Here is a 25,759-nt window from a genome sequence, read left to right on the forward strand (position 1 = left end):
TAACGCCCCTATCCCGCAAAGGTTCAGCGGGATTCATCAAAGATTCGGGTGACATGGCCCATCTTGCGGCCGGCCCGTGCCTCGGCCTTGCCATAGAGGTGCAGATGCGCGCCCGGCTCCGCGAGAATGCGCTCCCAGGCCTCCACATCGTGGCCGATCAGGTTCTGCATCTCGACCCGCCCCAGGCGGGAGGTCGCCCCCAAGGGCCAGCCGCAGACCGCCCTGACATGCTGCTCGAACTGGGACGTCACGGCGCCGCCGAGCGTCCAATGGCCCGAATTGTGCACCCGGGGCGCGATTTCGTTGACAACGAGGCGCTCGCCTTGCGCGTCGTTCACCAGGAACATTTCGACCGCCAGGACACCCACATAATCCAGGGCGTCGGCGATGGCGCGGGCAATGGCGACGGCCTGCGCCTCCGTTCCCGCCGAGACGCCCGCCGGAACGCGGGTGGTGTCGAGAATGTGGTTGCGGTGCTCGTTGGCGCACAGATCGTAGGCCGCAAAGCCACCCGAGGCGGTGCGGGCGGCGATGACCGAGACTTCGCGCTCGAAGGGCACGAAGCCTTCGAGAATCGACGGCGCGCGGCCGAGGGCGTCCCAGGCGGTGACGGGGTCGGTCTCGGGCCGGATCATGGTCTGGCCCTTGCCGTCATAGCCGAAGCGCCGGGTCTTGAGCACGGCGGGGCGGCCGATTCTCGCCACGGCCTCGAGCAACTCGTCCTCGTTGGCAAAAACGGCGAAGGGGGCGACCGGGATGTCGAGGCCCGCAATGAAGCTCTTTTCGAGAAAGCGGTCCTGGGACACCGCGAGCGCCTGCGCGTTGGGGGCGAGCAGCGCGTGGGCGCTCAATGTGGCGGCGGTTTCGCTCGGCACGTTCTCGAATTCGTACGTGACCACGTCGACCGCCTTGGCGAAGCCGACGAGAGCCGCCTCGTCCTCGTAGGACGCGATGGTGTATTCGGCGGCGACGTCGAAGGCGGGGCTGTTTTCCTCCGGCGCGTAGATATGGGTGCGCAGTCCCAGCTCCGCCGCCGCCATGGCGATCATCCGGCCAAGCTGACCGCCGCCGAGAATGCCGAGAGTGCTGCCGGGACGGATCATCGGATTTAGCCTTCGTCTGAGGGACGTTCTGCAACGCTCGCAGTTTGACGGTCCCGCCACGCGTCGAGGCGCTGCGCGAGAGCGGAATCGTGGAGCGCCAGAACGGCGGCGGCAAGGAGCGCCGCGTTCACCGCGCCGGCCCGCCCGATGGCGAGCGTGCCGACGGGAATGCCGGCGGGCATCTGCACGATGGAGAGGAGACTGTCCTCGCCCGAGAGTGATTTCGATTCCACCGGCACGCCGAAAACCGGCAGGGGGGTCATCGCCGCCGTCATGCCGGGGAGGTGAGCCGCTCCGCCCGCGCCCGCGATGATCACCTGGAACCCTGCCGCCTTCGCGCCCTTGGCGAAGCTCACGAGCCGGTCTGGCGTGCGATGGGCCGAGACGATGCGAGCGTCATAGGCGATGCCGAGAATGTCGAGGGCCTCGGCGGCATGGCGCATGGTCGCCCAATCGGACTGACTGCCCATGATGATGGCAACGGGGGCTTCCGCCATGGTGTGGCTCCAGCTCTGGCCTAGGTCTAGAATTTCAGAGCGTGACCGGACGCAAAACCGGATTGCTGATCATGCTCTAGGGGCGGCATAACGAAGCCCGCAAGCCCAAGCAAGGCCGTAGACGTTCGCCCGGCGGACTTTCTAGAGCATGATCAAGCTCTAGGCGATGATGTCGGGCGTCAGCTGGTCTTCCAGCCGGATGATCTGATCTTTAAGCGTGAGCTTGCGTTTTTTCAGCCGCTGCACTTGCAGCTGGTCGCCTGCGATCATGCGCTCCAACGCTTCGATCGCCATGTCGAGGTCGCGGTGCTCCTGCTTCAGGCGAGCGAGATCCTGTTCCAATTCCGCGGTGTTGACCATCGACACAACCTAAAATGCCCTGGCCGCGTGCAACGGCCGGTGAGACGCTGAAAGTATGCTCTTGGCGTCGGATGAGAGCAAGATGCCGTTGGGGATGTGATCTCGCGTTGCACAACGCTTTGCCTTCGACTCGCCACACTCTCTATGTCACATTCGCGCAGTCGGAAGATCGAACAGGAGGGACCGACATGCCGCTGCAGAATCATCTGACGGAGCTTGAACGGAAGCATCGCGCGCTCGAACGCGAAATCCAGGATGCTCTCAACCATCCGTCATCGGATGACACCAGGCTGGCGGAGCTGAAGCGGCGCAAGCTGCAGCTCAAAGATGAAATCACCAGGCTGAAGAGTACGCACGCGACGGTGCACTGAAGCCGGATGTCAGGTCTCCATGCCAACTCCCCAGCAAAGCCGTCGTTTCCTTCCGAAGCGGCGGCTTTTTGCTGAAAGGGTGGCTCGTCGCTCTACAGGAGCGTCATCGCGCCATCGATGACGAGCTTGGCGCCGACGACGACCAGCAGAATATAGACCAGGGTGTAGAACTTCTCGCCCGACACGCGCCGCACGAGATGCACGCCCGCCCAGGTGGACGCGATGGCGATGGGAAACAGCGCTGCCGCGGTGGCGAGGTTGCCCGCCGAGAACTGGCCGAGCGCGATGTAAGGGGGCACCTTGATCCAGTTGTTCACTGCGAAGAAGACCGCGCCGGTGCCGACGAACACGTCGCGCGGCAGTTTCTGGGGCATGACATAGATCTGAAAGGGCGGTCCGCCCGCATGCGCGATCATGCTCGTAAAGCCCGCCACCCAGCCCCAGAAAAGGCCACGCGGCAGATCGGCCCGTGCGGCTTGCGGCGGCGTGGCGCGGCGCTCCAGCACCATCCGGCGCACAGCGAAGGCGACGGCGATCAAACCCACTGCGAGGGTCACTGTGGCATCCGAGACCTGGGCGGCGACAAGATAGCCGGTAACGATGCCGAGAACCGCGCTCGGCAGGAGGATCAGAACGTTGCGGCGGTCCCACGTACGACGATACGCCCACACCGTCACGGCGTCCTGCACGATCAGGATCGGCAGCGTGATCGCGGCGGCCTGAACCGGCGACAGGACGAGCGCCATCAAGGGCAGGGACAGAAGGCCGAGCCCCGAAAAGCCGCCCTTGGCCAATCCCAGGAGGACGACCGCCGGGATGGCGGCGGCATAGAAGAGGGGATCGGTGATCATCGCGGGAACTCGCCGAAAGTCGCCGCTGACCACGGCTTTTCCGCCTGCTACCACAACAGGGCATCCAAGTCTCATGCGGTGAGGACAACGGGGTAACGCCATGACATCAACCCACAGCCGCTATCATGAGGTCTATGCGCGCTGGAAATCCGATCCGGAGGGTTTCTGGGCGGACGCTGCACGTGAGATCGACTGGGTCAAGCCTGCCGACAAGGTGTTCGATCCGAAGGCGGGGCCACATGGCCAATGGTTCATCGGCGCGCTCTGCAACACCTGCTACAACGCCGTCGACCGGCATGTGCCGACCCGAGGCGCGCAGGCGGCGATCATCTACGACAGCCCGGTGACCGGCACCAAGCGGACGATCTCCTACGCCGAGTTGCAGGACGAGGTCGCAACCCTTGCCGCCGTGCTTCAGGATATGGGCGTTCAAAGGGGCGACCGCGTCGTTCTCTACATGCCGATGATTCCCGAGGCGACCTTCGGCATGCTCGCCTGCGCCCGCATCGGCGCGATCCACTCGGTGGTCTTTGGCGGTTTCGCGCCGAAGGAACTGGCGACGCGCATCGACGATGCGCGGCCCAAGGCCATCCTCTCCGCCTCCTGCGGCATCGAGGGCAGCCGCGTCGTTGCCTACAAGCCCCTGCTCGACGAGGCGATTTCGTTGTCCCGGGCGAAGCCCGATTCCTGCCTGATCTTCCAACGACCGCAACTCGAAAGCTCCCTCGTTGAAGGCCGCGATCGCGACTGGAAGGAGGAGGTCGCCAAGGCCAGGGCGGCGGCCCGGAAGGCTGGTTGCGTGCCGGTGGCCGCGACCGATCCGCTCTATGTGCTCTACACCTCCGGCACCACCGGCAGGCCGAAGGGCGTGGTGCGCGACAACGGCGGCCACATGGTCGCGCTCAAATGGACCATGGGGAACTTCTTCGGCGTTGATCCCGGCGAAGTCTTCTGGGCCGCCTCCGATGTGGGCTGGGTTGTCGGCCATTCCTACATCGTCTATGGACCCCTGCTGCATGGCTGCACGGCCATTCTCTACGAGGGCAAGCCCGTCGGCACGCCGGATGCCGGCGCCTATTGGCGGGTCATCGCCGAGCATGGGGTGGTCACCCTCTTCACCGCGCCGACGGCGTTTCGCGCCATCAAGAAGGAAGACCCCAACGCCAATCTCTTGAAGGGGTACGACCTGTCCTGTTTCCGGGCGTTGTTTCTCGCCGGCGAGCGGGCCGACCCGGATACGGTGCAATGGGCTGAGCGAATCCTGAAAGTCCCCGTCATCGATCATTGGTGGCAGACCGAGACCGGTTGGCCGGTGGCCGGCAATGCGCTGGGGCTCGGCGCGCTGCCGGTGAAATACGGATCGCCCACCGTCGCCATGCCGGGCTATGTGCTGGAGGTGCTGGACGAGGGCGGCAAGCCGGTCGCGCCCAACACGATGGGCTCCATCGTCATCCGCCTGCCGCTGCCGCCCGGCTGTCTGCCGACTCTGTGGCATGCGGACGAGCGCTTCAAGGAAGCCTATCTCGATCCCTATCCCGGCTACTACAACACGTCGGATGCGGGCTATCTCGACGAGGACGGCTATATCTGGGTCATGGGCCGCACCGACGACATCATCAATGTCGCCGGTCACCGCCTCTCCACCGGTGGCATGGAGGAGGTTCTGGCGTCCCACCCGGCGGTCGCGGAATGCGCCGTCATCGGCGTCAAGGACGCGCTCAAGGGCGAGGTGCCGTGCGGCTTCGTGGTGCTGAAGTCGGGCGTCACGCAGTCATCCGAAGAGGTCGAGAGCGAACTCGTGGCCCTGGTGCGTGAGAAGATTGGGCCCGTCGCGGCTTTCAAGCTCGCCATTACCGTGGGGCGTCTGCCCAAGACCCGGTCGGGAAAAATCCTGCGCGGCACCATGAAGAAGATCGCCGACGGCGATGTTTGGTCCATGCCCGCCACCATCGACGATCCGGTGATTCTGGAGGAGATCGGGGAAGTGCTGAAGGGCAGGGGGCTGGCGGGGTAGAATTCCGCAAGGGATCACACCTGCATTCCGGGACGACCCAGCGGGCCGGGCCCGGAGCCCAGAGCCGCTGAGTGTTGCGGCCATGGCGCACCGATAGCCGTTGCTTTTTATCCTCAACCGTCAGTGGTTATGGGTTCCGGGTTCCGCTTTAGCGGCCCCGGAATGACGGTGGGGGGGCCCACTGTCATCCCCGGCGGCCGCCGGGATGGGGAGGGGAAAGCGCGGTGCGGCCCGACTTGGGTGGAAACAGAGGTCGGTCTCGGCGTTGGTGCAGCAGAGCCGTCAATTGGCCCCGCGGCGAGGTCATTGCGACCTGGGGCGGTTGCTCCTTGGGGCTGGATTGGAGTGGAGCGTCACATGGCATTCCTGACCATTCAGCCTCTATGGGTGTCGGGCACCGTACTCATTGCGGCAACGCTTCTGGCAATGGCTGCCACCGTCCTCGTTCGCCGGCGCGTCGCCTCCGAGCGCGTCAGGATCAACAACGAAGTGGCCGGCTTCACGTTCGCGACCATCGGCGTGCTCTACGCGGTGCTGCTGGCCTTCGCCGTGATTATCGTCTGGGAAAAGTTCAGCACGGCGGACACCGTGGCGGTCCAGGAGGCCGGCGCTGTCGCGACGCTTTACCGGTTGGCAAACGGGATCGGGGGGGATCCCGGCGCTGCCCTCGACGAAAGCTTGACCCGCTATGGTAAAACGGCCATCGCGGAGGACTGGCCCGCGATGGAGCGCGGCCGATCGAGTGAAACGGTGACGCGCGCGCTGAACGTCACCTACGCGGCGCTTCTGACGTTCACCCCCACCGACGGTCGCGGGACGGCCCTTCTGACCGAGGCTCTCCGCCAGCTCGACCGGTTGACCGAGAGCCGCCGCACGAGGCTCGTCCTGGCCTCCGGCGCGGTCCCTGGGGTGCTCTGGTTCGTGCTCCTCGGCGGCGCCGTTCTGACGATCGGCTTCACGCTCTTCTTCGGCACCGAGAGCACGCGCGCCCATGCCATGATGACGGGGAGCCTGGCCTTCCTGATCTTTTCGGCGCTGCTCGTCATCGTCGTGATCGACCGTCCCTTTACAGGACCCGTGAAGGTGCAGCCGGACGCGCTCGCAATCGTGCTGCAGGACGTCGGAAACAAGACCGTGCCGTAACGGCAGATGCGGCGTCGGGGTCGTGCGGTCCCTGCGGCGCGCCGCAGGGGCGGGAAGGGGATCCATGGAACCATCGCGGCTCGTCGTGGATTCCCTTGCCCTACGCTTCGCTCCGGCCGGGGATGACACCACCAACGTCATTCCGGGGCGAGCGATAGCGAGAACCCGGAACCCATAAACGGCGAGCTTTGCGAACAAGATGCGCTGATCGCCGCTGCTTCTTATCCCGAACCGTCAACGTTTATGGGTTCCGGGTTCCGCCACGCGGCCCCGGAATGACGGAGGGTGGCGCCACTGCCATTCCTGGCATGCGAGGAGGGCGAAGCCCGGGTCAACAAAAAAGGCCCGGATCGTTCCGGGCCTTTTCGTTTAAAAACCTTACTCGTCGTCCTCGTCGTCCGACCGCTTGAGCTGCTTCAGCTTGGCGAAGACGGAATGGACGTCGATCTCTTCTTCCTTCACCGGCTTCGGGCGGCTCATATCCGCGAAAGGCTCGTCGCGCACGGGCTGAGCGGTCGAGACTTCGGCCGGCAACAGGGTGCCCCCGGTATCCTGCGGCTCCACATGCGGGCGGTCCTTGGCGGCGCGCTGCACTTCGAAATCGAGGTCGATCTGCGAGCAGAGGCCGAGCGTGACCGGGTCCATGGGCGAGAGGCTCGCCGAGTTCCAATGGGTGCGGTCGCGGACCTGCTGGATCGTCGTCTTGGTCGTGCCGACGAGACGCATGATCTGCGCGTCCTTCAGCTCGGGATGGTTGCGCACGAGCCAGAGGATCGCGTTCGGGCGGTCGTGACGGCGCGAGACCGGCGTGTAGCGCGGGCCCTTCTTGGTGCGCTTCTGCTCCGGCAGCTTCACGCGCGACTCGGCGACCTTGAGACGATAATCCGGGTTGGCTTGCGCCTTTTCGATCTCGTCGCGGGTCAACTGGCCGGTGGTGATCGGGTCGAGGCCCTTGATGCCGGCAGCCACCTCGCCGTCGGCGATGCCCTTCACCTCGAGCGGGTGAAGCTTGCAGAAATCGGCGATTTGCTCGAACGACAGCGACGTATTCTCGACGAGCCAAACGGCCGTCGCCTTGGGCATCAGCGGTCCTTGGGACATGCGAACCTCCTTCAAGCCGGGCGCCGGGTGTTTCGGCGCCGCACGGCAAAACTCTCTCGCGCTCCGACCCGGTCGGGACCGGAGCATCTCGTCTCACGATGTGAGGGAAACGAGATGATTATAAGGAGCGCGACCTCATGTTGCAAATTTTAAAGGCGAGGCACGCTCTTTTCGACGCCCGGTGAGACGGGGCGGGTCAGGATAAAATCCTCAAAACAGAGGCAGGAGTCGGGTTTCACCTTCCTTCATGGGAGGCAGGGGCAGGGGCCCGGTCGCAAGCTCCAGAGCGACCGTGATTCCGCCGCCGCCGTCATGGACGCCGGTCACCGCCAGCATCCCGCCCTTCGGATAGGGCATGATGATCGATTGCGGAGCGTTGGTCAGGGTAATGGTCGTCGAAAGGCCGGCGCTGGCGATCGAGACGACGTCGCCATCCTGCCGAACATTGTCCCAGACGACGATACGGCCGAGGTTCTGCCGGCCCGCCAGAGCATCGATCACCCATTTCCGGGCCTGGATCTCAGGGGCCGGGATCAGGCGCACGGCGGCCGACTGGGCCGCGGAAGTCGAAAGATCGACCGGCAACAGACGTATCGTCAGACCCGACATCTGTGCTTCGAGGCGGGCTGCATCCTGAACCGAGACTTCGGCCGGCATCGGAGCAGGGGAGTTCCAGAAGATGCCGGTCGCGCCAGCGATCAAGCCGGACATCACGAGGAGTGGGAGCCCCCATCCGGCTCTTGTCCCGCGAGAGGACGTCTCCGGAGCCTCCAAGGGGGCCGGCAAGGGTTGGGGCATTTCGGTCATCGGCGGGCAGACGATGTGTTGGGGAGGGCGGCCGCAAGAAGTCGCTTGGCGCGATCCTTCTCATCAACACTCATTGCGGCTTCGACCGCGCTCAACTTCTGGCGCGCGGACGCGACGCCGTAATGGCTCGCCAAGCCGTAATAGATATAAGCCTGGGCGAGATCCCGGGGCAGGCCCTTCCCTTGTTCATAGAGTTGCCCCAGTAATTCCTGGGCAGGGCCATCGTTTTTCAGAGCCGCCTGCTTGAGCAGGGGCACGGCGCGAACAGGATCCGGCGCCATGCCATCGTCGCCAAAAGCGAATGACTTACCCAGGATACGGAGGGATTCGATGTCGCCTCCATCGGCTGATCGCTGCAGCCAGGACAGCGCGTCCTGAACGTTCTTCGGCTCGCCGCTTCCTTCACGCAGGACGTAGTAAAGGTTTTTCATGGCGGTGGTCTCGCCAAGCTCAGCCGCGCGGCGATAATATTGGGCGCCCTTGGCATCGTCTCGTTGAAGGCCGCCACGAGCCTGCCTGTAGAAGATGCCGATATAGGTCAGCGATCGTGGGTGGTCGGTCGCGGCGAGTTTCTCGAAAATCTCCCGCGCCTTGTCGTCATTGCGAAAGCCGAGATCGCCGCGGGAGTAGAGGCTCGCCAGTTCGTACCCGGCCCGGTCGCTCCCCGCCTCGTAGGATTGCTGATACAGTGCGAACGCGCGAGCCCGGTCCAAAGCAACACCTTGCCCGGCATTATAGAGGCTGGCGAGAAAGGCCATTGCCTGCGGATGCGCCAGGGTCGCGGCCTTTTCGTACTCGGCTGCCGCACCGGCCATATCACTCTTGCGAACCAGGGCGACACCGCGAAGGAACGGCACGTTCGGATCTTGCTGGTCGAGGTTGGCCAATTGTGACAATGCGGAATCGAATTGCCGGGCGACGATGGCGTCGACCGCCGCCGCGATGCCGGATCGGTTGCTTTCCGGCGAGAGATGGGGAAACGCCTTCAGGCTCGCATCGGGGTCGTCAACGGGATGGCGTTTGCGCTGAGGCGTGGGGGCTGTCGGCGTAACACTCGATCGAGCACTCGCGACAGACGCCGTATTCGTCGACGACGTCTGCGACTGGAGAAAGCTCGGCCACTTCGTCGGTGAAGGCGGATTCAGAAACAGCAGCGTGAGCCCGCCGAAGACCGCGAAATCCAGGAAGCCCCGGAACGAGCTGTCGCTCCGGTACAGCCTGAAAAGAAGGGCGTGGAAACCTTCGTGGCTCATGGGAGGGGCCATCAGTTGGCTGCGAGCGGTTCGACCGGATCCGTCCGCGCGGTAAGATCGTGGCTGATCTTGATCTTGCCGTTCTCCTTCGCGAGGCGAACCGATTGAGCGCCTGCGCTGCGAGCGTCCAGCAACCCGTCGGTCAGCTGCTGTTCAATGGCCCGCGCGATGTCGCGCACGCCGCCATCGATCCGATCTCCGAGGGATTCAACCGCGTCCATGAGGACCATCACGTCGATGCCGCCCTCGACGATCTTCAGGCCGTATTGCCCGGCAAGACGTTCGATTTCCAGCGCGACGACGCGTGCCAGATCGAGCCCGCGAAGCGGGGTGAACACGAAGACATCGTCGATGCGAGACAGGACTTCGGGGGCAAATTGCGCGTCCTGCATCGCGGACTTGACCTGCTGCGTGAGTTCCGCCCGGTCGCCCTTGTGGTTCTGGACGATCTCGCTGATCCGGCGTCCTGCCGCGTTCGTCGTGAGCACAAAGATCGCTTGCGCCGTTGAAACCCGCGAACTGTCACTCGCTTCCGTGACGAAGCCGTCGTTCCATGCCGCCAGAAAGCGCTTGTGGACTTCCGGATGCGCCTTTTCGAACTCGTCGAGCAGTACGATGGCGCTCGGGCTGTCGCGGAGGGCGGCGGTCAGCGCGCCATAGCTTTGGGACCCGACATAACCTTTGGGCGAGCCAAAGAGTCCGGAGGCCGAGAAAGCCTGGCCATACTGGCTCATGTCGAAGAAATGCAGGTGGTTATTGTCTTCGAACAGCTCCTCGGCGAGCACTTTGGCCAAATGCGTCTTGCCGGTGCCCGGGGCTCCGGCGAAGGCGAAGACCGCGATGGGACGGTTTCGCCCCTGGGCCGCAAAGCGGCGACGCAACTGGGTGGCGATCTGGTCGACGGTCTCATCCTGCCCGACCACGCGCGCCTTCACGCGGCGCGCCAGATCTTCGGCGTCGATTGTTGTCAGCTTCTTCGCACGGGCTTCGAAAGCCCGCTCGAGCGCTGCCTTGTCAGTCAAACGACTGAGGACGTCCATGAGGAACCTCGGAAGATAGTTTCCGCGATAGAGAAGGCGTCCGGCCGCAAGCGCGCCGGCTCCCACGACGAGGGAGACGGCCAAGGTCGGCACCGCTTGATGCAATGTGACGACGAAAAGAATCGTCCCTAACCGCAGGAACCACGGAGACCACACCTTCAGAATGCCTTCGCGACAGAAGCCCCGGCGCGGGACTGGGATCCGAGATATACTTCAATATATCATTTCAAGAAACGTCAAACGCGAAGCACGATCTTGCCGATGTGCTCGCCGCCATCCATGCGGGCATGGGCTTTGGCGACGTCCTCGAGGGCGAAAGTCGAGTCGATCACCGGCTTGCAGCGCCCTTGCGCCAGAAGCGGCCAGACTTTTTCCTCCAGCGCGCGGGCGATGGCCGCCTTCTCCGTGACCGAGCGGGCGCGCAGCGTCGAGCCGGTATGGGTCAGGCGCTTGAGCATGAGCCGGCGGAAATCGAGCTCGACCTTGCTGCCTTTCAGAAAGGCGATCTGGACGATCCGGCCATCCTGCGCGGCGGCCTCGTAATTGCGCGGGATGTAATCGCCGCCGACCATGTCGAGGATGACATCGGCCCCGTGGCCGCCCGTCGCCTCCTTCACGGCCGCGACGAAATCGGTGTCGCGATAGTTGATGGCATGGTCCGCGCCGAGCTTGGCGCAGGCGTCGCATTTCTCGCGGTTGCCGGCGGTGGCGATGACCGTCGATCCGAAGGCCTTGGCTAATTGAATTGCCGTCGTGCCGATGCCGGAGGTGCCCCCGTGGACCAGAAAAGTCTCCCCCGGCAGCAGACGGCCACGCTCGAACACGTTGGTCCAGACCGTGAAATAGGTCTCAGGAATCGCGCCTGCTTCTTCCATGGAGAGGCTCGGCGGGACCGGAAGGGCGTTCGTCTCATGAACCACCGCGTATTCGGCGTAGCCACCGCCCGCCACAAGGGCCATGACCGACGCGCCGGGCTGGAAGCGGGATGCATTGGGGCCTGCGGCGACGACTTCACCCGCGATTTCGAGGCCGAGAATGTCAGGCGCGCCGGGCGGCGGCGGATACCCGCCCTGGCGTTGCAGCACATCAGGGCGATTCACGCCGGCTGCTTTGACCCGGACCAGGATTTCGCCGGGCTTCGGCTGCGGGACGGGGCGTTCGACGATTGTCAGCACGTCCGGGCCGCCGGCGCCGTCAGCGACGACCGCGCGCATCGTGTTCGGAATCGACCCCATCACTCTTCTCCCTTGGCCTTGAGCGCATTTTCAGTTCAATCGCATCAGAAAAGCGCTCAAGAAACGCTTATTTTGCCGCGTTTTCTGACGCAGAACCGATCCCGGCTTCCGCGGAAAAGGCTCCGCTTTGCCGATATAGGGCTATGTTGGCAAAGAATACATCCCGCTCTAACCTCACTCGAAACCGTTTGAAGGAGGAGTATGCCATGGCCCTCGACCCCTTTGCCGATGAGCCGCGCCCGGTCTCGAAAGGGCACGAGATCGGCCAGGAGCTCTCGCTGTTGTCCATCGATGAGATTGACGAGCGGATCGCCTTGCTGGAGCAGGAAATCGCACGCCTGAAAGAGACAAGAGCGGGCAAGGAAAGCTCTCGCGCCGCCGCGAGCGCATTCTTCAAGACGAGCCAAGCCTGAGCCAGATAGCCTCAGCCAGATATTCGCAATGATGTTTCGTGTCTTAACCACTTATTAAGGTTTTTGCAGGATAACTGGGGCATCCAGTTCTCTCTGGATGTCGAGTGGCTCCTATCCACTCTGTTTGACGCCTCCCTGTTAGACTTCGAGCCGCCCTCGGCGGCTCAATTTTTGACGGCTCCCAGCTGCCGCTTAACCTTAAAAAAGAGTTAGCGAAGCATCCGCCGCGGACGCGCTCTATAATGCTCTCCTGACATCGTGACGTCCTTGCCGGGTAACCGGGAGGTCAAAGCCTATTGGGAGACGGTCGGTGAGCGAACCCGACGTGATCAAACTTGACGCCGGTCCAGTCCGGTTCGGGCAAAGTTTCGTGAATTCCGAGGCTTTCAAGGCCCTGTTCCAGGAGGGCATGGAGCTGGTCGAGGAAACCGCGGCGTATCTCGACGGGCCGGGCCGCGAGGATTCCCGAAGCATGCTGCGCCAGACCAGCGTCGCCTTTGCCAGCGAGAGCATGCGACTGACGACCCGCCTGATGCAGATTGCCTCATGGCTTCTTCTGCAGCGGGCCGTGGCGGATGGGGAATTGACGGCGGATCAGGCCCAGGTCGAGAAGAACCGGGTTCGCCTGACATCCCAGGAGACGACGACCACCGTCGCGGAATTCGAGGCGCTGCCCACCCGCCTCAGGGAACTGGTCGGGTTCGCCGCCCGGCTTCATGCCCGGATCATGCATCTCGAGCGGCTGATCACGGAGGCCGAGACAGCGCCGCAGGTGGCCGCCCCCAACCCGGTCGCGACCCAGCTTGGCATGTTGGAAAAGGCCTTCGGCGTCAAAGACTGAGGCGAGAGGTTGAGTTCTCCCGCTTTCCCGCATCAACAAAAAAGCCCCGCCGAAGCGGGGCTTTTTGAATTTCGGATCCCGGAAGACCCGACGCAGCTGCGCCGGATTACTTCTTGAACGCCATGTTGCCGAACTTCGAATTGAAGCGCGACAAACGGCCGCCGCGGTCGAGCAGCTGCTGCTGGCCGCCGGTCCAGGCCGGGTGGGTGTTCGGGTCGATGTCGAGGTTGAGCTTGTCGCCCTCTTTGCCATAGGTCGACCGGGTCTCGAACTCGGTGCCGTTGGTCATGACGACCTTGATGAAGTGGTAGTCCGGGTGAGCGGTCTCTTTGCGCGCCATCGCCATAGTCCTTTTCGCGGCTAGCCAAATCCGGCAAGCCCGCAGCCTGTGATCGAGCCAAATCTTGATGATTGCGCGCCTATACCTCACTTGGAACCTTGAAACAAGCCGGTGCAAAGGTGCTATGTCCCTCCGCGCCTGAATTCCGTTAGAGCGTTTTCCGATCTCGTTTGATCGGAAACGTTTCTGAAGTTCATTGCTCTGCCGCATTTTCCGCCGCAAAACCGGTAACCGCATTTCCGGAAAATGCCCTGACGAAAGTTGCCATGGCTGATCTCCTCGACGGACAGAACCGCCCTAAAGCCGCGTTGAGCGCCCTGAAGCCGCTCATTCCCTACGGTTTGGTCTATAAGGGCCGCATCGCCGCAGCGCTGGCCGCCCTCATCGTCGCCTCGGGGGCCACGCTCGTGGTGCCGATCGCCGTGCGCCGGGTGATCGATTTCGGCTTCACCGAGCAGGGCAGGGCCTCGCTCAATGCCTATTTCGCCATGCTCCTCATCGTGGTGGGCGTTTTGGCGCTGGCCAGCGCGCTTCGCTACTACCTCGTGATCACGCTCGGCGAGCGGGTGGTCGCGGATTTGCGCTCGGCCGTATTCCGGCACCTGACCTCTCTCGATCCGGCCTTTTTCGACCAGACCAGGAGCGGCGAGATCGTCTCGCGGCTGACGGCCGACACGACCCAGGTCAAGGCGGCCTTCGGGGTCAGCGTCTCGATCGCGCTGCGCAATGTCTTCCTGTTTCTCGGGGCGGTCGTTCTGATGATCGTCACGAGCCCGAAGCTTTCGGCGCTCGTGCTTCTCGCCATTCCGGTCATCGTCGTGCCCCTCGTGGTGTCGGGACGCGCCGTGCGAAGGCGCTCGCGGGCGGCGCAGGACCGGCTGGCCGATGCCTCGGCTTATGCTGCCGAGGCGGTCGGCGCGGTCAGGACCATGCAGGCCTTCGGCATGGAAAGACTGACCGCCGCGCGCTTCACTGAGGCCGCCGAGGAGGCGTTCGATGCCGCGCGTCTCTCCACGACCATGCGGGCGCTCCTGACGGGAGTCGGCATTTTCCTGGTCTCAGCCAGCGTCGTCGGGGTGTTGTGGTATGGCGCGCAGGACGTGTTGTCGGGCGCGATGACGGGCGGCCGGCTGTCGCAATTCGTACTCTACGCCGTCTTTGCCGCAAGCGCGCTGGGACAGCTCTCGGAGGTCTATGGCGAATTGGCGCAAGCCGCCGGCGCGGCGGAGCGCCTGGGCGAGATTTTGGCCACCAAGCCGGCCATCGAGGCGCCGCGCGATCCGAAGCCCCTGCCCAAGCCGCCGCTCGGGACCGTGGCGTTCGAGGACGTGCGCTTCGCCTACCCCACGCGGACCGAGCAGCCCTCGCTTCACGGCCTGAGCTTCGCCATCGCCTCGGGCGAGCGGGTGGCGCTCGTCGGTCCGTCCGGCGCGGGCAAGAGCACGGTGCTGCAACTGCTGCTCAGGTTCTACGACCCGCAGAGCGGCCACATCCTGGTTGATGGGGTTCCTGTCTCCGAGGCCGACCCCTTTGGCCTGCGGGCCCGCATGGCGCTGGTGCCGCAGGAGCCGACGATCTTCGCCACGAGCGTGCTCGACAATATTCGCTATGGGCGACCGGAGGCCACGGAGGAGGAGGTCCGCCACGCGGCTGTTCTCGCATCCGCCGATGGCTTCATTCAGGCCATGCCGCAGGGCTACGGCACGATGATCGGCGAGCGCGGCGTGACGCTCTCCGGCGGTCAGCGCCAGCGCCTCGCCATCGCACGGGCGATCCTGAAGGATGCGCCGATCCTGCTTCTCGACGAGGCCACCTCGGCCCTTGATGCGGAAAGCGAGCGGAAAGTGCAGGGCGCGCTCGACCGCCTGATGGACGGGCGCACCACCCTTGTCATCGCGCATCGCCTCGCGACGATCCGCTCGGCCGACCGGATTCTGGTGATGGATCGCGGCGAGATCGTCGAGCAAGGGACCCACGACACGCTTCTCGCCCAAGGCGGCCTCTATGCCCGTCTGGCACGACTTCAGTTCACCGACGAGGATGGGCGGGCGCAAGCGGCCGAATGACCGCGTCCTCTCACCGCTCCGTCAGTTTCAGCTCGATGCGCCGGTTGCGCGCATAGGCCTCTTCCGTCGTACCGAGATCGAGCGGCTGGAACTCCCCGAAGCCTGCCGCCGCCAGATGGCGGGGCTGCACGCCGCGGGCGGCCAGCGCCTGCACCATGGCGATGGCGCGGGCCGAGGACAGGGCCCAGTTCGACGGGAATTGCGGCGTGGCGATGGGGCGCGAATCGGTGTGACCGTCGACCCGGATGACCCACGGAATGTCCGGCGGGATCTGCTTCTCCAATTCGACGAGGGCGCTCGCGATCCGGTCGATTTCGCCCGACGCCTCCGGACGCAGCACGGCCTGTCCTGCAGGGAAGAGCACTTCCGACTGGAACACGAAGCGGTCCCCGACGATGCGGACATCCTGGCGATTGCCGAGAATCTGCCGCAGGCGGCCGAAGAAGTCGGAGCGGTAGCGAGCCAGTTCCTGCACGCGCTGCGCGAGGGCGATGTTGAGGCGGCTGCCCAGGTCGGCGATGCGGGCCTGGCTATCCTTGTCGCGCGCTTCGGAGGCAGCGAGCGCCTCCTCGAGGGCCGCGAGCTGGCGGCGCATGGCGGCGATCTGCTGGTTCAGGATTTCGACCTGGCTCAGGGCTCGGCCGGTCGTCTGCTTCTCGGATTCGAGGGCTGTCTTCAGTTCCGCCGCGCGGGCTTCCACCGCGCCACCGCTTTCCAGAAGGCCCTGCAGGCGGGAGCGCTCGGCCTCGGTGGATTGCAGGGTCGTCTGCAACGCCTGGAGGTTCTCCTCGACGGTGCGGCGGTTCGATTTTTCGAGGGACAGGAGATCCGTCAATTCGGCAATCTGGCGGTTGAGCCGGTCAAGGACCGTGTCGCGGCTCGACAGCTCGCGGGACAGGAAGAACTGCCCGACCATGAAGACCGAGATCAGAAAGACGATGGCGAGCAAAAGCGTCGACAACGCATCGACGAAACCCGGCCAGTAATTGAGCTGGCCCTGCCGTCCGCGCCGCCGCCCGCCCGCGCCTGACATCGGCATCAGGGCAGCCTTTCACGAGTCAGGCGGTCGAGCACCTGCTTGAGGTCCTTCTCGCGCGCGGCCTGCGCCTCGACCCAGTCGCGGATCATCTGCTGCTCGGCGCGCATGTGTTGAACGAGTCCTTGAACGCCCTCGGCGAGATTGGCCATGGCCTGGGTCGAGGCCCGCCCGCCCGCGCCTTCATTGACGGCCGAGGTCAGTCGGCCGAGGGCGAGCGCCAAGTCGTTGGGCGACCCGGAATAACCGGACATGTCGGAGCCGGTATCCATGGTGGAGGTGGCGAGCCAATCCTCAAGCTCAGTGTAGAAGCGGTTTTGCGCCTGGCCGGCCTGAAGATCGAGGAAGCCGAGAACGAGGGATCCCGCGAGGCCGAACAGGGAGGCGGAGAAGGAAAGGCCCATGCCCTGCAGCGGTTTGGCGAGCGAGTTTTTCAGCTCGTCGAAGAGAACGGCGGTGTCCTGGCCCGTCTTCAGCGACGAGATGATGCCTCCGACCGACCCGACGGTTTCGATCAGACCCCAGAAGGTGCCGAGCAGGCCGAGAAACACAAGCAGTCCGGCCAGATAGCGCACGATCTCCCGGCTCTCGTCGAGGCGCGCGCCGATGGAATCGAGCAGCGAGCGGGTCGCGGCGACGGAGAGCAGCGAGCGGTTGGTGCGGTTGTTGATGAAGGCGGCCATGGGCGCCAGCAGGGTCGGCGAGGCCGGTGTGATGAGGCCCTCTTCGGTCTGCCGGATGGTGTTGACCCAGCGCACTTCCGGAAACAGGCGCACGACCTGCCGAATCGCCAGCATGATGCCGATGAACATCACCCCGAGGATCAGGGCGTTGAGACCCGGATTGGCAAGAAAGGCCGACCAGATCTGCTTATACAGGATAAAGGCGACAAACCCCGCCAGAACCAGGAAGACCGCCATGCGGATCAGATAGATCCGCGGCGGGGTAAGCGGTTGATCGTCCATACTTTACCCTGCTCGTTCTCGCTGCGAGACCGTTCTAATGTGACCGCGCCGGATCGCCGGATCAAGCGCGGCCGCCGATCTCGCAGCCTGCACGAACAGAAATATCAGCCTTTGGCCTTCTTCAAGAGCTTGAGTAGCTCGCGGTGCATGATTTCATTACCGCAGGCCACGCTTCCCTTGTTGAGAGGGTCGCTGCCGCCATCGGCATCGGAAATGTAGCCGCCGGCCTCGCGGATCATCAGGATGCCCGCCGCGACGTCCCAGGAATGGAGGCCGCGCTCCCAATAGGCGTCCATGCGCCCGCAGGCGACGTAGGCCAGATCGAGCGCCGCGGCACCCAGGCGGCGCATGCCGCCGACATTGCCCATCACCGAGGCCGCTTCGCGCAGGAAAAGGCCGTGATCGCCCTTGCCGATATGCGGCAGGCCGCAGGCCACGACCGCGTCGACGAGCTCGTTGCGGGCCGCGACGCGGATGCGGCGGTTGTTGAGGTAGGCGCCCTTGCCCTTTTCCGCGATGAACAATTCGTCCTTCGCCGGATCGTAGATCACGCCGGCAACGACCTGTCCGTCGCGTTCCAGGCCGACCGAAATGGCGAATTGCGGCAGGCCGTGCAGAAAGTTGGTGGTGCCGTCGAGAGGATCGATATGCCAGCGATGGCTCTGATCGGTTCCCACGACGATGCCGCTTTCCTCCATCACGAAGCCGTATCCGGGACGGGCCTTTTCCAACGCCTCGCGCAGGATCTTCTCGGCCTTGCGGTCGGCGGCGGAGACGAAATCGCCGGGCCCCTTACGGGAGACCTGGAGGTTCTCGACCTCACCGAAATCGCGCTTGAGGGAGCGCGAGGCCTTCATCACGGCATCGGTCATGACGGTCATGAGGGGCGAGCGGATCATCGTCGGGAGGTCCTGGAAACATGCATCTGAAGGGATTGTGGTCGGATGGACCACGGCGGGGGATGAACGTCAAGCGGTCGATGTCATCCCGGCCGGTCGTAGCGAGGGGAAGGGGATCCACGACCGGGCGCTGCGCCATGGTTTCCCTTCCCCGCCGGCGGCTTTCGCCGCCTCCAGCCGGAAATGACAAAAGGTCGGGTTGGAATCGGACCGCTACACGCCCTAACGAGCCCCGAGACGCTCTGCCGCGAGGCGCTCCGCACGCTTGCGATCATCCGGGGTCAGGTCTTTCAACGCGTTGTCGAGCCACGCATCGCTCAAGCCCTGCGCGGCAGCGAGGATATGCCAGGCGGCCGCATCGATCTTGTTCTGCGGTACGCCGCGCCCGGCGGCCAGCAGACGCGCCAGCCGGTTCTGCGCGATGGCGTTGCCCTGGGCGGCGGCCCGGCGGAAGAAGCGGGCGGCCTGGGATTCGCTTGCCGTCACGCCTTCGCCGTTGAACAGAAGGATCGCGTATTCGACCTCGCCAACCGAGCTGCCGTTCTTCGCCGCGCGCTCGAACAAATGGGCCGCCTCGGCGGCGTCCCGCTCGACGCCCCGGCCCTTGAGGTAGAGGACGCCAAGCGCATGCTGTGCGTCCGGGATCTCCGCATCGGCGGCGACGCGCAAGAGTTCGATGGCCCGTTTCAGGTCGGCTTCCGTGGTGCTGGAGAGGAGCAGCAGGGCCAGATTGTAGCAGGCGACAGGATTGCCCTTGGCGGCAGCCTGTTCCAGCCAAGTTTTCCCTTGGGCGGTGTTCCTCTCCATGCCGCGCCCGTCGAGCGCCATGAGGCCGAGGGAGGCCAGCGCGTTTGCATCGCCACGCGCCGCCGCCAGACGGTACCAGTCGGCGGCCTTCTTCGGATCGAGCGTGACTCCGAGGCCCTGGTTGTAGAGTTCGCCCAGAAGCGTCATCGCGGGGGCGTCGCCCTTGTCCTTTTCCAGTCGCGAGGTAGCTTCCCGGAAGGCGGTTTGATAGAGACCGCGCTGATATGCGCCATAGGCCAGATCGGGCCCAGCCGAAGCGGCCGAGGCGGTCGCTGCCAGACAAAGAGCGCCGAGAAGCCAGGAAAGCCGCATCAACGCAACGCCTCTTGCTTGTCGAGGATGGCGAGGGCTGCCTCGACACCCTTGGCGGGGCCGCCGGCATGGGTCCAAACCGCATCCCCGAGGGCAATGAACTCTGCGTTCGTTGCAGCGAGCGCTGGGATCGCGTCAAGGCTCGGCGCATAGACGACGCAAGGTGTCTCGAAGATTTCCGCCCACCAGGCCGCCCGCTCGATCACAATGTCCAGCGTCGGCAGGGAGCCGTCGGCGCGCGGCTCGCCGAACAACAGGTAATCGACGCCCGCTTCGCCAAGGGTCATGGCGTCGTCCTTTGAGCGAATGCCTCCCGCCCCGATGGCGCGTTCGGTCTTTACCCGCTCGCGCAGGTCGCGGGCGCGCTCGGGCTGGCCGACGATGTGGAGGCCGTCGGCTCCGCCACGCGCGGCGATGGTGGCAAGATCGGCCTCGCCCTCAACCGCTACGATCAAGGCCGTGCCATGGTCCTGTACAACAGGGGCGAGGGTCTTGACCTGATTGATGAGCGTGCGCTCGTCGGCCAGGGCCAGACGCAGCAGCACGGCCGCCACATGACCGCCCGCGCAGGCCTCGGTAAGGCGAGGGGCGAAGGAGGTGTCGTTCAGGAGGGGCGTGATCAGATAGAGGCGGGCAGCAGCTTCGGACATGGTCCACGGGGGGTAAGAAGTTTCGGACTAGAGCTTAATCGTGTCTCTTTGAAACATGATCAAGCTCCAGATTGGTTGTTGCCGCGTGATCTTGCAGCCTTCCGCCGTCATTCCGGACTCGCCTTCGGCGCCCCGGAATGACCTTGGGAATGCATTGTAACCCAATTCTCAAGCAGTCTCTCAATGTCTCGCATAACGAAAACGGGGCCATCTTGCGAGGCCCCGTTTCTTATCGATGATTAAGGCGAAAGCCTGATGGCGGTTATTCCGCTGCCTTGCGGGCCGAACCGAACTTGGGATCGAGCTCGCCGGAGGCATAGCGCTTGGCCATCTCGGCAGGGGTGAGCACCCGCTTGATCTTCGAGGCCTGGCCCGCGGTGTTGAATTCCTGGAGACGCAGCTTGCAGAGCTTCGCCATGGCTTCCATGGCGGGCTTCAGGTACTTGCGCGGATCGAATTCGCCCGGATTCTCGGACAGAACCTTGCGGATCTGGCCGGTCATCGCCATGCGGTTGTCGGTGTCGATGTTGATCTTGCGCACGCCGTTCTTGATGCCGCGCTGGATCTCTTCCACCGGCACGCCCCAGGTCTGGGGCATCTTGCCGCCATACTGGTTGATGATGTCCTGCAGGTCCTGCGGCACCGAGGACGAGCCGTGCATTACGAGGTGGGTGTTCGGCAGCTTGGCGTGGATTTCCTCGATGATGTTCATCGCGAGGATCGCGCCGTCGGGCTTGCGGGTGAACTTGTAGGCGCCGTGCGAAGTGCCCATGGCAATAGCGAGCGCGTCCACCTTCGTCTCGGCGACGAACTTCACGGCCTCGTCGGGATTGGTCAAAAGCTGGTCGTGGCTGAGCTTGCCTTCAGCGCCGTGACCATCCTCGGCCTCGCCCATGCCGCTCTCGAGCGAGCCGAGCACGCCGAGTTCGCCTTCCACCGAGATGCCGCCGAGGTGGGCCATCTCGGTGACTTTCTTGGTGACGCCGACATTATAGTCCCAATCGCCCGGCGTTTTGCCGTCCGCTTTCAGTGAACCGTCCATCATGACGGAGGTGAAGCCGGCCTGAATCGCCGTCATGCAGGTGGCGGGCTCGTTGCCATGATCGAGATGCACGCAGACCGGGATATGTGGATAGATCTCGGTGACGGCGTCCATCATGTGCTTGAGCATGACGTCGTTGGCGTAAGAGCGCGCGCCGCGGCTAGCCTGGATGATGACCGGCGCATCGACGGCGTTGGCCGCCTCCATGATGGCGAGCGCCTGCTCCATGTTGTTGATGTTGAAGGCCGGAACGCCGTAGCCTTGCTCGGCGGCGTGATCGAGAAGCTGTCTGAGGGTGATGCGTGCCATGATTTACTCCCTGATCGTTCTTTAAGCCCGCCGAAGCTGAACCGGATCTTAAACCCGCAGCGCCTCGACGCCGGGCAGGACCTTGCCTTCGAGCCATTCGAGGAACGCGCCGCCTGCGGTTGAGACGTAAGAGAAGTCGTCCGCCACGCCCGCGTGGTTCAATGCCGCCACCGTGTCGCCGCCGCCAGCCACCGAGACGAGCTTGCCGGCCTTGGTGCGCTCCGCCGCATGGCGTGCCGCCGCGACCGTGCCCTGATCGAAAGGTGCGATCTCGAATGCGCCGAGCGGGCCGTTCCAGACCAGTGTCTTGGCGTCGTTGATCGCCGAATTGATGCGTTCGACCGATTGCGAGCCGACATCGAGGATCATCTGGTCCTCGGGGATCGCGTCGATGCCATAGGTGTGGTTCGCCGCTCCCGCCTTGAACTCGTAGGCGCAGACGCCGTCCACCGGCAGGATGATGGCGCAGTTGGATTCGCGCGCCTTGTCGATGATGCGAAGCGCGGTCGCTGCGAGATCCTTCTCCGCCAGCGACTTGCCGACATTGAGGCCCATGGCGTGGACGAAGGTGTTGGCCATGCCGCCGCCGATGACGAGCGCATCGACCTTGGCGACAAGGTTTTCGAGCAGATCGATCTTGGACGATACCTTCGCGCCGCCGACGATGGCGACGACCGGGCGGGTCGGAGCCTCGAGCCCCTTGGTCAGGGCATCGAGTTCCGCCTGCATGGTGCGGCCTGCATAGGCGGGAAGCACATGGGCGACGCCTTCGGTCGAAGCGTGCGCGCGGTGCGCCGCCGAGAAGGCATCGTTGACATAGATGTCGCCGAGCTTTGCGAGCTCAGCGACGAAAGCCTTGTCGTTCTTTTCCTCGCCCGCGTGAAAGCGGGTGTTTTCGAGAAGCAGGATGTCTTCGTTCCGCAGCGCGGCGACGGCCTTTTGCGCCGCTTCGCCGATACAATCATCGGCGAAGGCGACGTGTCTGGCGAGGTGTTTGGCGAGCGCCTCCGCGACCGGCTTCAGGCTATCCTTCGGATCGCGGCCCTTCGGGCGTCCGAAATGGGCGAGAAGGATCACCTTCCCCCCCTTGTCGGCGATCTCCTGGATGGTGGGGAGGACGCGCTCGATGCGCGTCGCATCCGTCACCCGGCCGTTCTCCATGGGGACGTTGAGGTCCACCCGGACGAGAACGCGCTTGCCCTTGACGTCAGCCTGGTCGAGCGTGCGGAAGGCGGTCATCAACGCCTCCCGATCAGATGAGCTTCGCGAGGGCGACGGCGGTGTCCGCCATGCGGTTCGAGAAGCCCCACTCGTTGTCGTACCAGGACAGGACGCGCACGAAATTGCCGTCCATGACCTTGGTCTGGTCGAGGTGGAACGTCGAGGAAGCCGGATCGTGGTTGAAGTCGATCGAGACGTTCGGCTGATCGGTCACAGCGAGAACGCCCTTCAGCTCCTGGGCTGCTGCGCGCTTGATAGCCTCGTTGACCTCGGCGACCGTCGTCGGCTTCTTGGAGATGAACTTGAAGTCGATCACCGACACGTTCGGGGTCGGCACGCGGATCGAGGTGCCGTCGAGCTTGCCGTTGAGTTCCGGCAGCACGAGACCGACGGCCTTCGCAGCACCGGTCGAGGTCGGGATCATCGACAAGGCCGCCGCGCGGGCACGGTAGAGGTCCTTGTGCATCTGATCGAGGGACGGCTGATCGTTGGTGTAGGAGTGCACCGTCGTCATGAAGCCCTTCTCGATGCCGAACGCGTCGTTCAGCACCTTCGCCACGGGGGCGAGGCAGTTCGTGGTGCAGGAGGCGTTCGAGATGACGATGTGGTCCTTCGTCAGCTTGTCGTGGTTGACGCCGTAAACGACCGTCAGGTCAGCGCCGTCGGCCGGGGCCGAGACGATGACGCGCTTCGCGCCGGCGGTCAGGTGCGCCGCAGCCTTTTCACGGGTGGCGAAGATGCCGGTGCACTCGAGCGCGATGTCGACGCCGAGTTCCTTGTGCGGCAGGGCAGCCGGGTCCTTGACCGCCGTGACCTTGATCTTCTGGCCGTTGATGACGATGAAGTCGCCCTCGACCTTCACTTCGGCCGGGAAGCGGCCGTGGACCGAGTCGAAGCGCAAAAGGTGGGCATTCGTCTCCACGGGGCCGAGATCGTTGATGGCGACGACCTGGATGTCCTTGCGTCCGCTCTCCACGATGGCGCGCAGGATGTTGCGCCCGATCCGACCAAACCCGTTGATGGCGACCTTCACAGTCATTGTCGTTGCTCCCTTAGAAACGAAGGCGATTAGAGATTGTGGGTTCTCAGGATCTTCTCGGCGACAGCCTCGGCGGTGATGCCGAAGTGCTTGTAGAGATCCTTATAGGGCGCGCTCGCGCCGAAGCTGCTCATGCCGACGAAAATGCCGTCGGAGCCGATGATGCCATCCCATCCGAAGCGAACTGCGGCCTCAACCGCGACCTTGATCTTGGCGTCGCCAACGATCTTGGCGCGGACCTTCTCCGGCTGGGCCAGGAAGAGTTCGAGCGAGGGCACGGAGACAACGCGGGCCGGGAAGCCCTGTTCGGCCAGGATCTTCTGGGCGGCAAGCGCGATCTCGACCTCGCTGCCGGAGGCGAAGATGGTGGCCTGGGCCTTGCCCTCGGCGGGCGACAATTCGTAAGCGCCGGTCGCCGAGAAATTGCCGGTCGCCTCTTTGCGGACCTGCGGCAGGTTCTGACGGGTCAGAGCCAGAACGGTCGGGCCATCCGTGCGCTCCAGCGCCAGCTGCCAGCACTCAGCCGTCTCGACCGCGTCGGCCGGGCGGAACACGCGCATGTTCGGCATGCAGCGCAAGGATGCCAACTGCTCCACCGGCTGGTGGGTCGGTCCGTCCTCGCCAAGGCCGATCGAGTCGTGCGTCATGACGTAGACTGCCGGAACACCGGCCAACGCTGCGATGCGCATGGCGGGTCGTGCGTAATCGGCAAAGACCAGGAAGGTCGCGCCTGCGGGCACGATGCCGCCATGGAGCGCGAGGCCGTTCATGGCCGCCGCCATGCCGTGCTCGCGGATGCCGTAATGGATGTAGCGCCCGGCGTACTGGCCCGGCGAAATCGCGGTCAGGTTCTTGGTCTTGGTGTTGTTCGAAGGCGTCAGGTCGGCGGACCCGAGAACGAGTTCCGGAACGGCTTCGGTGATGACTTCGAGCGCGATCTCGCTGGCCTTGCGGGTCGCGACGTTCTGCGGCTCTGCGAAGAGGCGGCTCTTGAGCTTCGTCACGGCCTCGTCGAGGCCCTTCGGACGCACGCCCTTGATACGGCGCTCGAACTCGGCGCGAGTCTCGGTCGGAAGCGCCTTGAGGCGCTCCTTCCAGGCGCGATTGTAGCGACGGCCCTTCTTGCCGGCCTTCGCCCACGCGGACTGGATTGCTTCCGGAATCTCAAAGGGAGCGGATGTCCAGCCGAGCGCGGCCTTCGCACCTGCCAGCTCCTCGGCACCGAGCGGCTCGCCGTGCGCCTTTGAGGTGCCCGCGCGCTTGGGCGCGCCGAAGCCGATGACGGTCTTGCAGGCGATCAGGGTCGGCTTGTCCGACTTCTGGGCGCGGGCAATGGCGCGGCCAATCGCCTTCGGGTCGTGGCCGTCCACGCGCACCGCCTGCCATCCGGCGGCCTGGAAGCGCTTCACCTGATCGACCGAGTCGGCAATCGAGAGCGGACCGTCGATGGAAATGCCGTTATCGTCGAAAAGCACGATGAGGCGGTTGAGCTTCAGGTGGCCCGCAAGCGCAATGGCCTCCTGGCTGATGCCCTCCATCAGGTCGCCATCCGAGGCGAGCACATAGGTGCGGTGGTCGACGATGTCGTCACCGTACTGGGCGTTCATCATCCGCTCGGCGAGCGCCATGCCAACAGCCGTGGCGATGCCCTGGCCCAGCGGGCCGGTGGTCGTCTCGACGCCGGGGGTCATGAAGTTTTCCGGGTGGCCCGGGGTCTTCGAATCGAGCTGGCGGAAGCGCTTCAGCTCGTCGATGGTCATGCCCTTCACGCCGGTGAGGTGAAGCAGGGCATAGAGCAGCATCGAGCCGTGGCCGGCGGACAGCACGAAACGGTCGCGATCCGGCCAGGTCGGATCGGCGGCGTCATATTTCAGGAATTTCGTAAACAACACCGTGGCGATGTCGGCGGCGCCCATCGGCAGGCCGGGATGGCCCGATTTTGCTTGCTCCACGGCGTCCATCGCAAGGACGCGCACAGCGTTCGCCAGATCGGAGTGGGTGACGCGATCGGCGGGGACGGTGTCTGGCACGGCTCTTGATCCAC

At 64.5% G+C, this 25,759-nt stretch carries 25 protein-coding genes; 6 read left to right on the forward strand and 19 right to left on the reverse strand.

The window, feature by feature from the left end:
• Positions 1 to 23: 23 nt before the first annotated feature.
• From I2H38_RS15535 to I2H38_RS15545, 3 genes are all read right to left on the reverse strand, one after another.
• A complete protein-coding gene (locus tag I2H38_RS15535; protein WP_196272773.1) occupies positions 24 to 1,103 on the reverse strand; it encodes a 5-(carboxyamino)imidazole ribonucleotide synthase in 1,080 nt (359 codons plus the stop codon).
• Between the two features lie 5 nt (positions 1,104 to 1,108).
• The gene (purE, locus tag I2H38_RS15540) at positions 1,109 to 1,600 is read right to left on the reverse strand and encodes a 5-(carboxyamino)imidazole ribonucleotide mutase (protein WP_196272774.1); all 492 of its coding nucleotides are present in this window, start codon (positions 1,598 to 1,600) and stop codon (positions 1,109 to 1,111) included.
• 159 nt (positions 1,601 to 1,759) lie between these two features.
• Positions 1,760 to 1,960: a YdcH family protein gene (locus tag I2H38_RS15545; protein WP_196272775.1), complete on the reverse strand. Its 201-nt coding sequence runs from the start codon at positions 1,958 to 1,960 to the stop codon at positions 1,760 to 1,762.
• A gap of 188 nt (positions 1,961 to 2,148) precedes the next feature.
• On the opposite strand from I2H38_RS15545, the gene I2H38_RS15550 reads away from it, so the two are divergent.
• On the forward strand, positions 2,149 to 2,331 hold the full coding sequence (locus tag I2H38_RS15550; RefSeq protein WP_196272776.1) for a YdcH family protein: 183 nt from the start codon (positions 2,149 to 2,151) through the stop codon (positions 2,329 to 2,331).
• Between the two features lie 92 nt (positions 2,332 to 2,423).
• Here the strand turns inward: I2H38_RS15550 and I2H38_RS15555 are convergent, their stop codons facing one another.
• Positions 2,424 to 3,182, reverse strand: a complete 759-nt coding sequence (locus I2H38_RS15555) for a sulfite exporter TauE/SafE family protein (protein WP_196272777.1) — start codon at positions 3,180 to 3,182, stop codon at positions 2,424 to 2,426.
• 100 nt (positions 3,183 to 3,282) lie between these two features.
• Here I2H38_RS15555 and I2H38_RS15560 point away from each other — a divergent pair, with 100 nt between their 5' ends.
• Both I2H38_RS15560 and I2H38_RS15565 read left to right on the forward strand, forming a co-directional pair.
• Positions 3,283 to 5,196 (forward strand): propionyl-CoA synthetase, encoded by a 1,914-nt coding sequence (locus tag I2H38_RS15560; protein WP_196272778.1) that lies wholly within the window; start codon positions 3,283 to 3,285, stop codon positions 5,194 to 5,196.
• 357 nt (positions 5,197 to 5,553) lie between these two features.
• Entirely contained in the window at positions 5,554 to 6,339 is a 786-nt protein-coding gene (locus I2H38_RS15565) for a bestrophin-like domain (RefSeq protein WP_196272779.1), read from the forward strand.
• A gap of 378 nt (positions 6,340 to 6,717) precedes the next feature.
• On the opposite strand, the gene I2H38_RS15570 is transcribed toward I2H38_RS15565, so the two are convergent.
• The 5 genes from I2H38_RS15570 to I2H38_RS15590 all read right to left on the reverse strand — a co-directional run bounded on the left by I2H38_RS15570 (position 6,718) and on the right by I2H38_RS15590 (position 11,754).
• Positions 6,718 to 7,440 (reverse strand): DUF1013 domain-containing protein, encoded by a 723-nt coding sequence (locus I2H38_RS15570; RefSeq protein WP_196272780.1) that lies wholly within the window; start codon positions 7,438 to 7,440, stop codon positions 6,718 to 6,720.
• Positions 7,441 to 7,650: 210 nt separating this feature from the next.
• A complete protein-coding gene (locus tag I2H38_RS15575) occupies positions 7,651 to 8,151 on the reverse strand; it encodes a hypothetical protein (protein ID WP_196272781.1) in 501 nt (166 codons plus the stop codon).
• A 92-nt stretch (positions 8,152 to 8,243) separates the two neighbouring features.
• A complete protein-coding gene (locus I2H38_RS15580) occupies positions 8,244 to 9,500 on the reverse strand; it encodes a tetratricopeptide repeat protein (protein WP_196272782.1) in 1,257 nt (418 codons plus the stop codon).
• Positions 9,501 to 9,511: 11 nt separating this feature from the next.
• A complete protein-coding gene (locus I2H38_RS15585) occupies positions 9,512 to 10,633 on the reverse strand; it encodes an AAA family ATPase (protein WP_196272783.1) in 1,122 nt (373 codons plus the stop codon).
• Positions 10,634 to 10,776: 143 nt separating this feature from the next.
• Positions 10,777 to 11,754, reverse strand: coding sequence for an NAD(P)H-quinone oxidoreductase (locus I2H38_RS15590; RefSeq protein WP_229426745.1), 978 nt, complete (start codon positions 11,752 to 11,754; stop codon positions 10,777 to 10,779).
• Between the two features lie 227 nt (positions 11,755 to 11,981).
• Between I2H38_RS15590 and I2H38_RS15595 the strand changes: the two genes are divergently transcribed.
• Together I2H38_RS15595 and rcdA are read left to right on the forward strand one after the other, a co-directional pair.
• The gene (locus I2H38_RS15595; RefSeq protein ID WP_196272785.1) at positions 11,982 to 12,188 is read left to right on the forward strand and encodes a DUF1192 domain-containing protein; all 207 of its coding nucleotides are present in this window, start codon (positions 11,982 to 11,984) and stop codon (positions 12,186 to 12,188) included.
• A 310-nt stretch (positions 12,189 to 12,498) separates the two neighbouring features.
• Positions 12,499 to 13,029 carry a protease adaptor protein RcdA gene (gene rcdA / locus I2H38_RS15600; protein WP_196272786.1) on the forward strand — a complete coding sequence of 177 codons (531 nt, stop codon included), beginning with the start codon at positions 12,499 to 12,501 and terminating at the stop codon, positions 13,027 to 13,029.
• A gap of 106 nt (positions 13,030 to 13,135) precedes the next feature.
• Here the strand turns inward: rcdA and rpmE are convergent, their stop codons facing one another.
• Entirely contained in the window at positions 13,136 to 13,369 is a 234-nt protein-coding gene (rpmE, locus tag I2H38_RS15605) for a 50S ribosomal protein L31 (RefSeq protein WP_196272787.1), read from the reverse strand.
• 266 nt (positions 13,370 to 13,635) lie between these two features.
• Between rpmE and I2H38_RS15610 the strand changes: the two genes are divergently transcribed.
• Positions 13,636 to 15,435 carry an ABC transporter transmembrane domain-containing protein gene (locus I2H38_RS15610; RefSeq protein ID WP_196272788.1) on the forward strand — a complete coding sequence of 600 codons (1,800 nt, stop codon included), beginning with the start codon at positions 13,636 to 13,638 and terminating at the stop codon, positions 15,433 to 15,435.
• 10 nt (positions 15,436 to 15,445) lie between these two features.
• Here I2H38_RS15610 and I2H38_RS15615 read toward each other — a convergent pair whose 3' ends face one another.
• From I2H38_RS15615 to tkt, 9 genes are all read right to left on the reverse strand, one after another.
• Positions 15,446 to 16,474, reverse strand: coding sequence for a peptidoglycan -binding protein (locus I2H38_RS15615; RefSeq protein WP_196272789.1), 1,029 nt, complete (start codon positions 16,472 to 16,474; stop codon positions 15,446 to 15,448).
• Positions 16,474 to 17,436: a flagellar motor protein MotA gene (locus I2H38_RS15620; protein ID WP_196272790.1), complete on the reverse strand. Its 963-nt coding sequence runs from the start codon at positions 17,434 to 17,436 to the stop codon at positions 16,474 to 16,476. The genes I2H38_RS15615 and I2H38_RS15620 overlap by 1 nt, the downstream gene beginning before the upstream one ends.
• A 104-nt stretch (positions 17,437 to 17,540) precedes the next feature.
• A complete protein-coding gene (locus tag I2H38_RS15625; protein ID WP_196272791.1) occupies positions 17,541 to 18,335 on the reverse strand; it encodes an inositol monophosphatase family protein in 795 nt (264 codons plus the stop codon).
• A 222-nt stretch (positions 18,336 to 18,557) separates the two neighbouring features.
• The gene (locus I2H38_RS15630) at positions 18,558 to 19,454 is read right to left on the reverse strand and encodes a tetratricopeptide repeat protein (protein WP_196272792.1); all 897 of its coding nucleotides are present in this window, start codon (positions 19,452 to 19,454) and stop codon (positions 18,558 to 18,560) included.
• Entirely contained in the window at positions 19,454 to 20,104 is a 651-nt protein-coding gene (locus I2H38_RS15635) for a thiamine phosphate synthase (RefSeq protein ID WP_196272793.1), read from the reverse strand. Before I2H38_RS15635 ends, I2H38_RS15630 begins: the two co-directional genes overlap by 1 nt.
• Before the next feature lie 262 nt (positions 20,105 to 20,366).
• The gene (gene fba / locus I2H38_RS15640) at positions 20,367 to 21,455 is read right to left on the reverse strand and encodes a class II fructose-bisphosphate aldolase (protein ID WP_196272794.1); all 1,089 of its coding nucleotides are present in this window, start codon (positions 21,453 to 21,455) and stop codon (positions 20,367 to 20,369) included.
• 48 nt (positions 21,456 to 21,503) lie between these two features.
• Positions 21,504 to 22,694, reverse strand: a complete 1,191-nt coding sequence (locus I2H38_RS15645; protein ID WP_196272795.1) for a phosphoglycerate kinase — start codon at positions 22,692 to 22,694, stop codon at positions 21,504 to 21,506.
• A gap of 13 nt (positions 22,695 to 22,707) precedes the next feature.
• A complete protein-coding gene (gap, locus tag I2H38_RS15650; RefSeq protein ID WP_196272796.1) occupies positions 22,708 to 23,715 on the reverse strand; it encodes a type I glyceraldehyde-3-phosphate dehydrogenase in 1,008 nt (335 codons plus the stop codon).
• 29 nt (positions 23,716 to 23,744) lie between these two features.
• Positions 23,745 to 25,745, reverse strand: a complete 2,001-nt coding sequence (gene tkt / locus I2H38_RS15655; RefSeq protein ID WP_196272797.1) for a transketolase — start codon at positions 25,743 to 25,745, stop codon at positions 23,745 to 23,747.
• Positions 25,746 to 25,759: the final 14 nt, after the last annotated feature.

The sequence above is a fragment of the Microvirga alba genome (assembly GCF_015694465.1).
In the GTDB taxonomy this organism is placed as follows: domain Bacteria; phylum Pseudomonadota; class Alphaproteobacteria; order Rhizobiales; family Beijerinckiaceae; genus Microvirga; species Microvirga alba.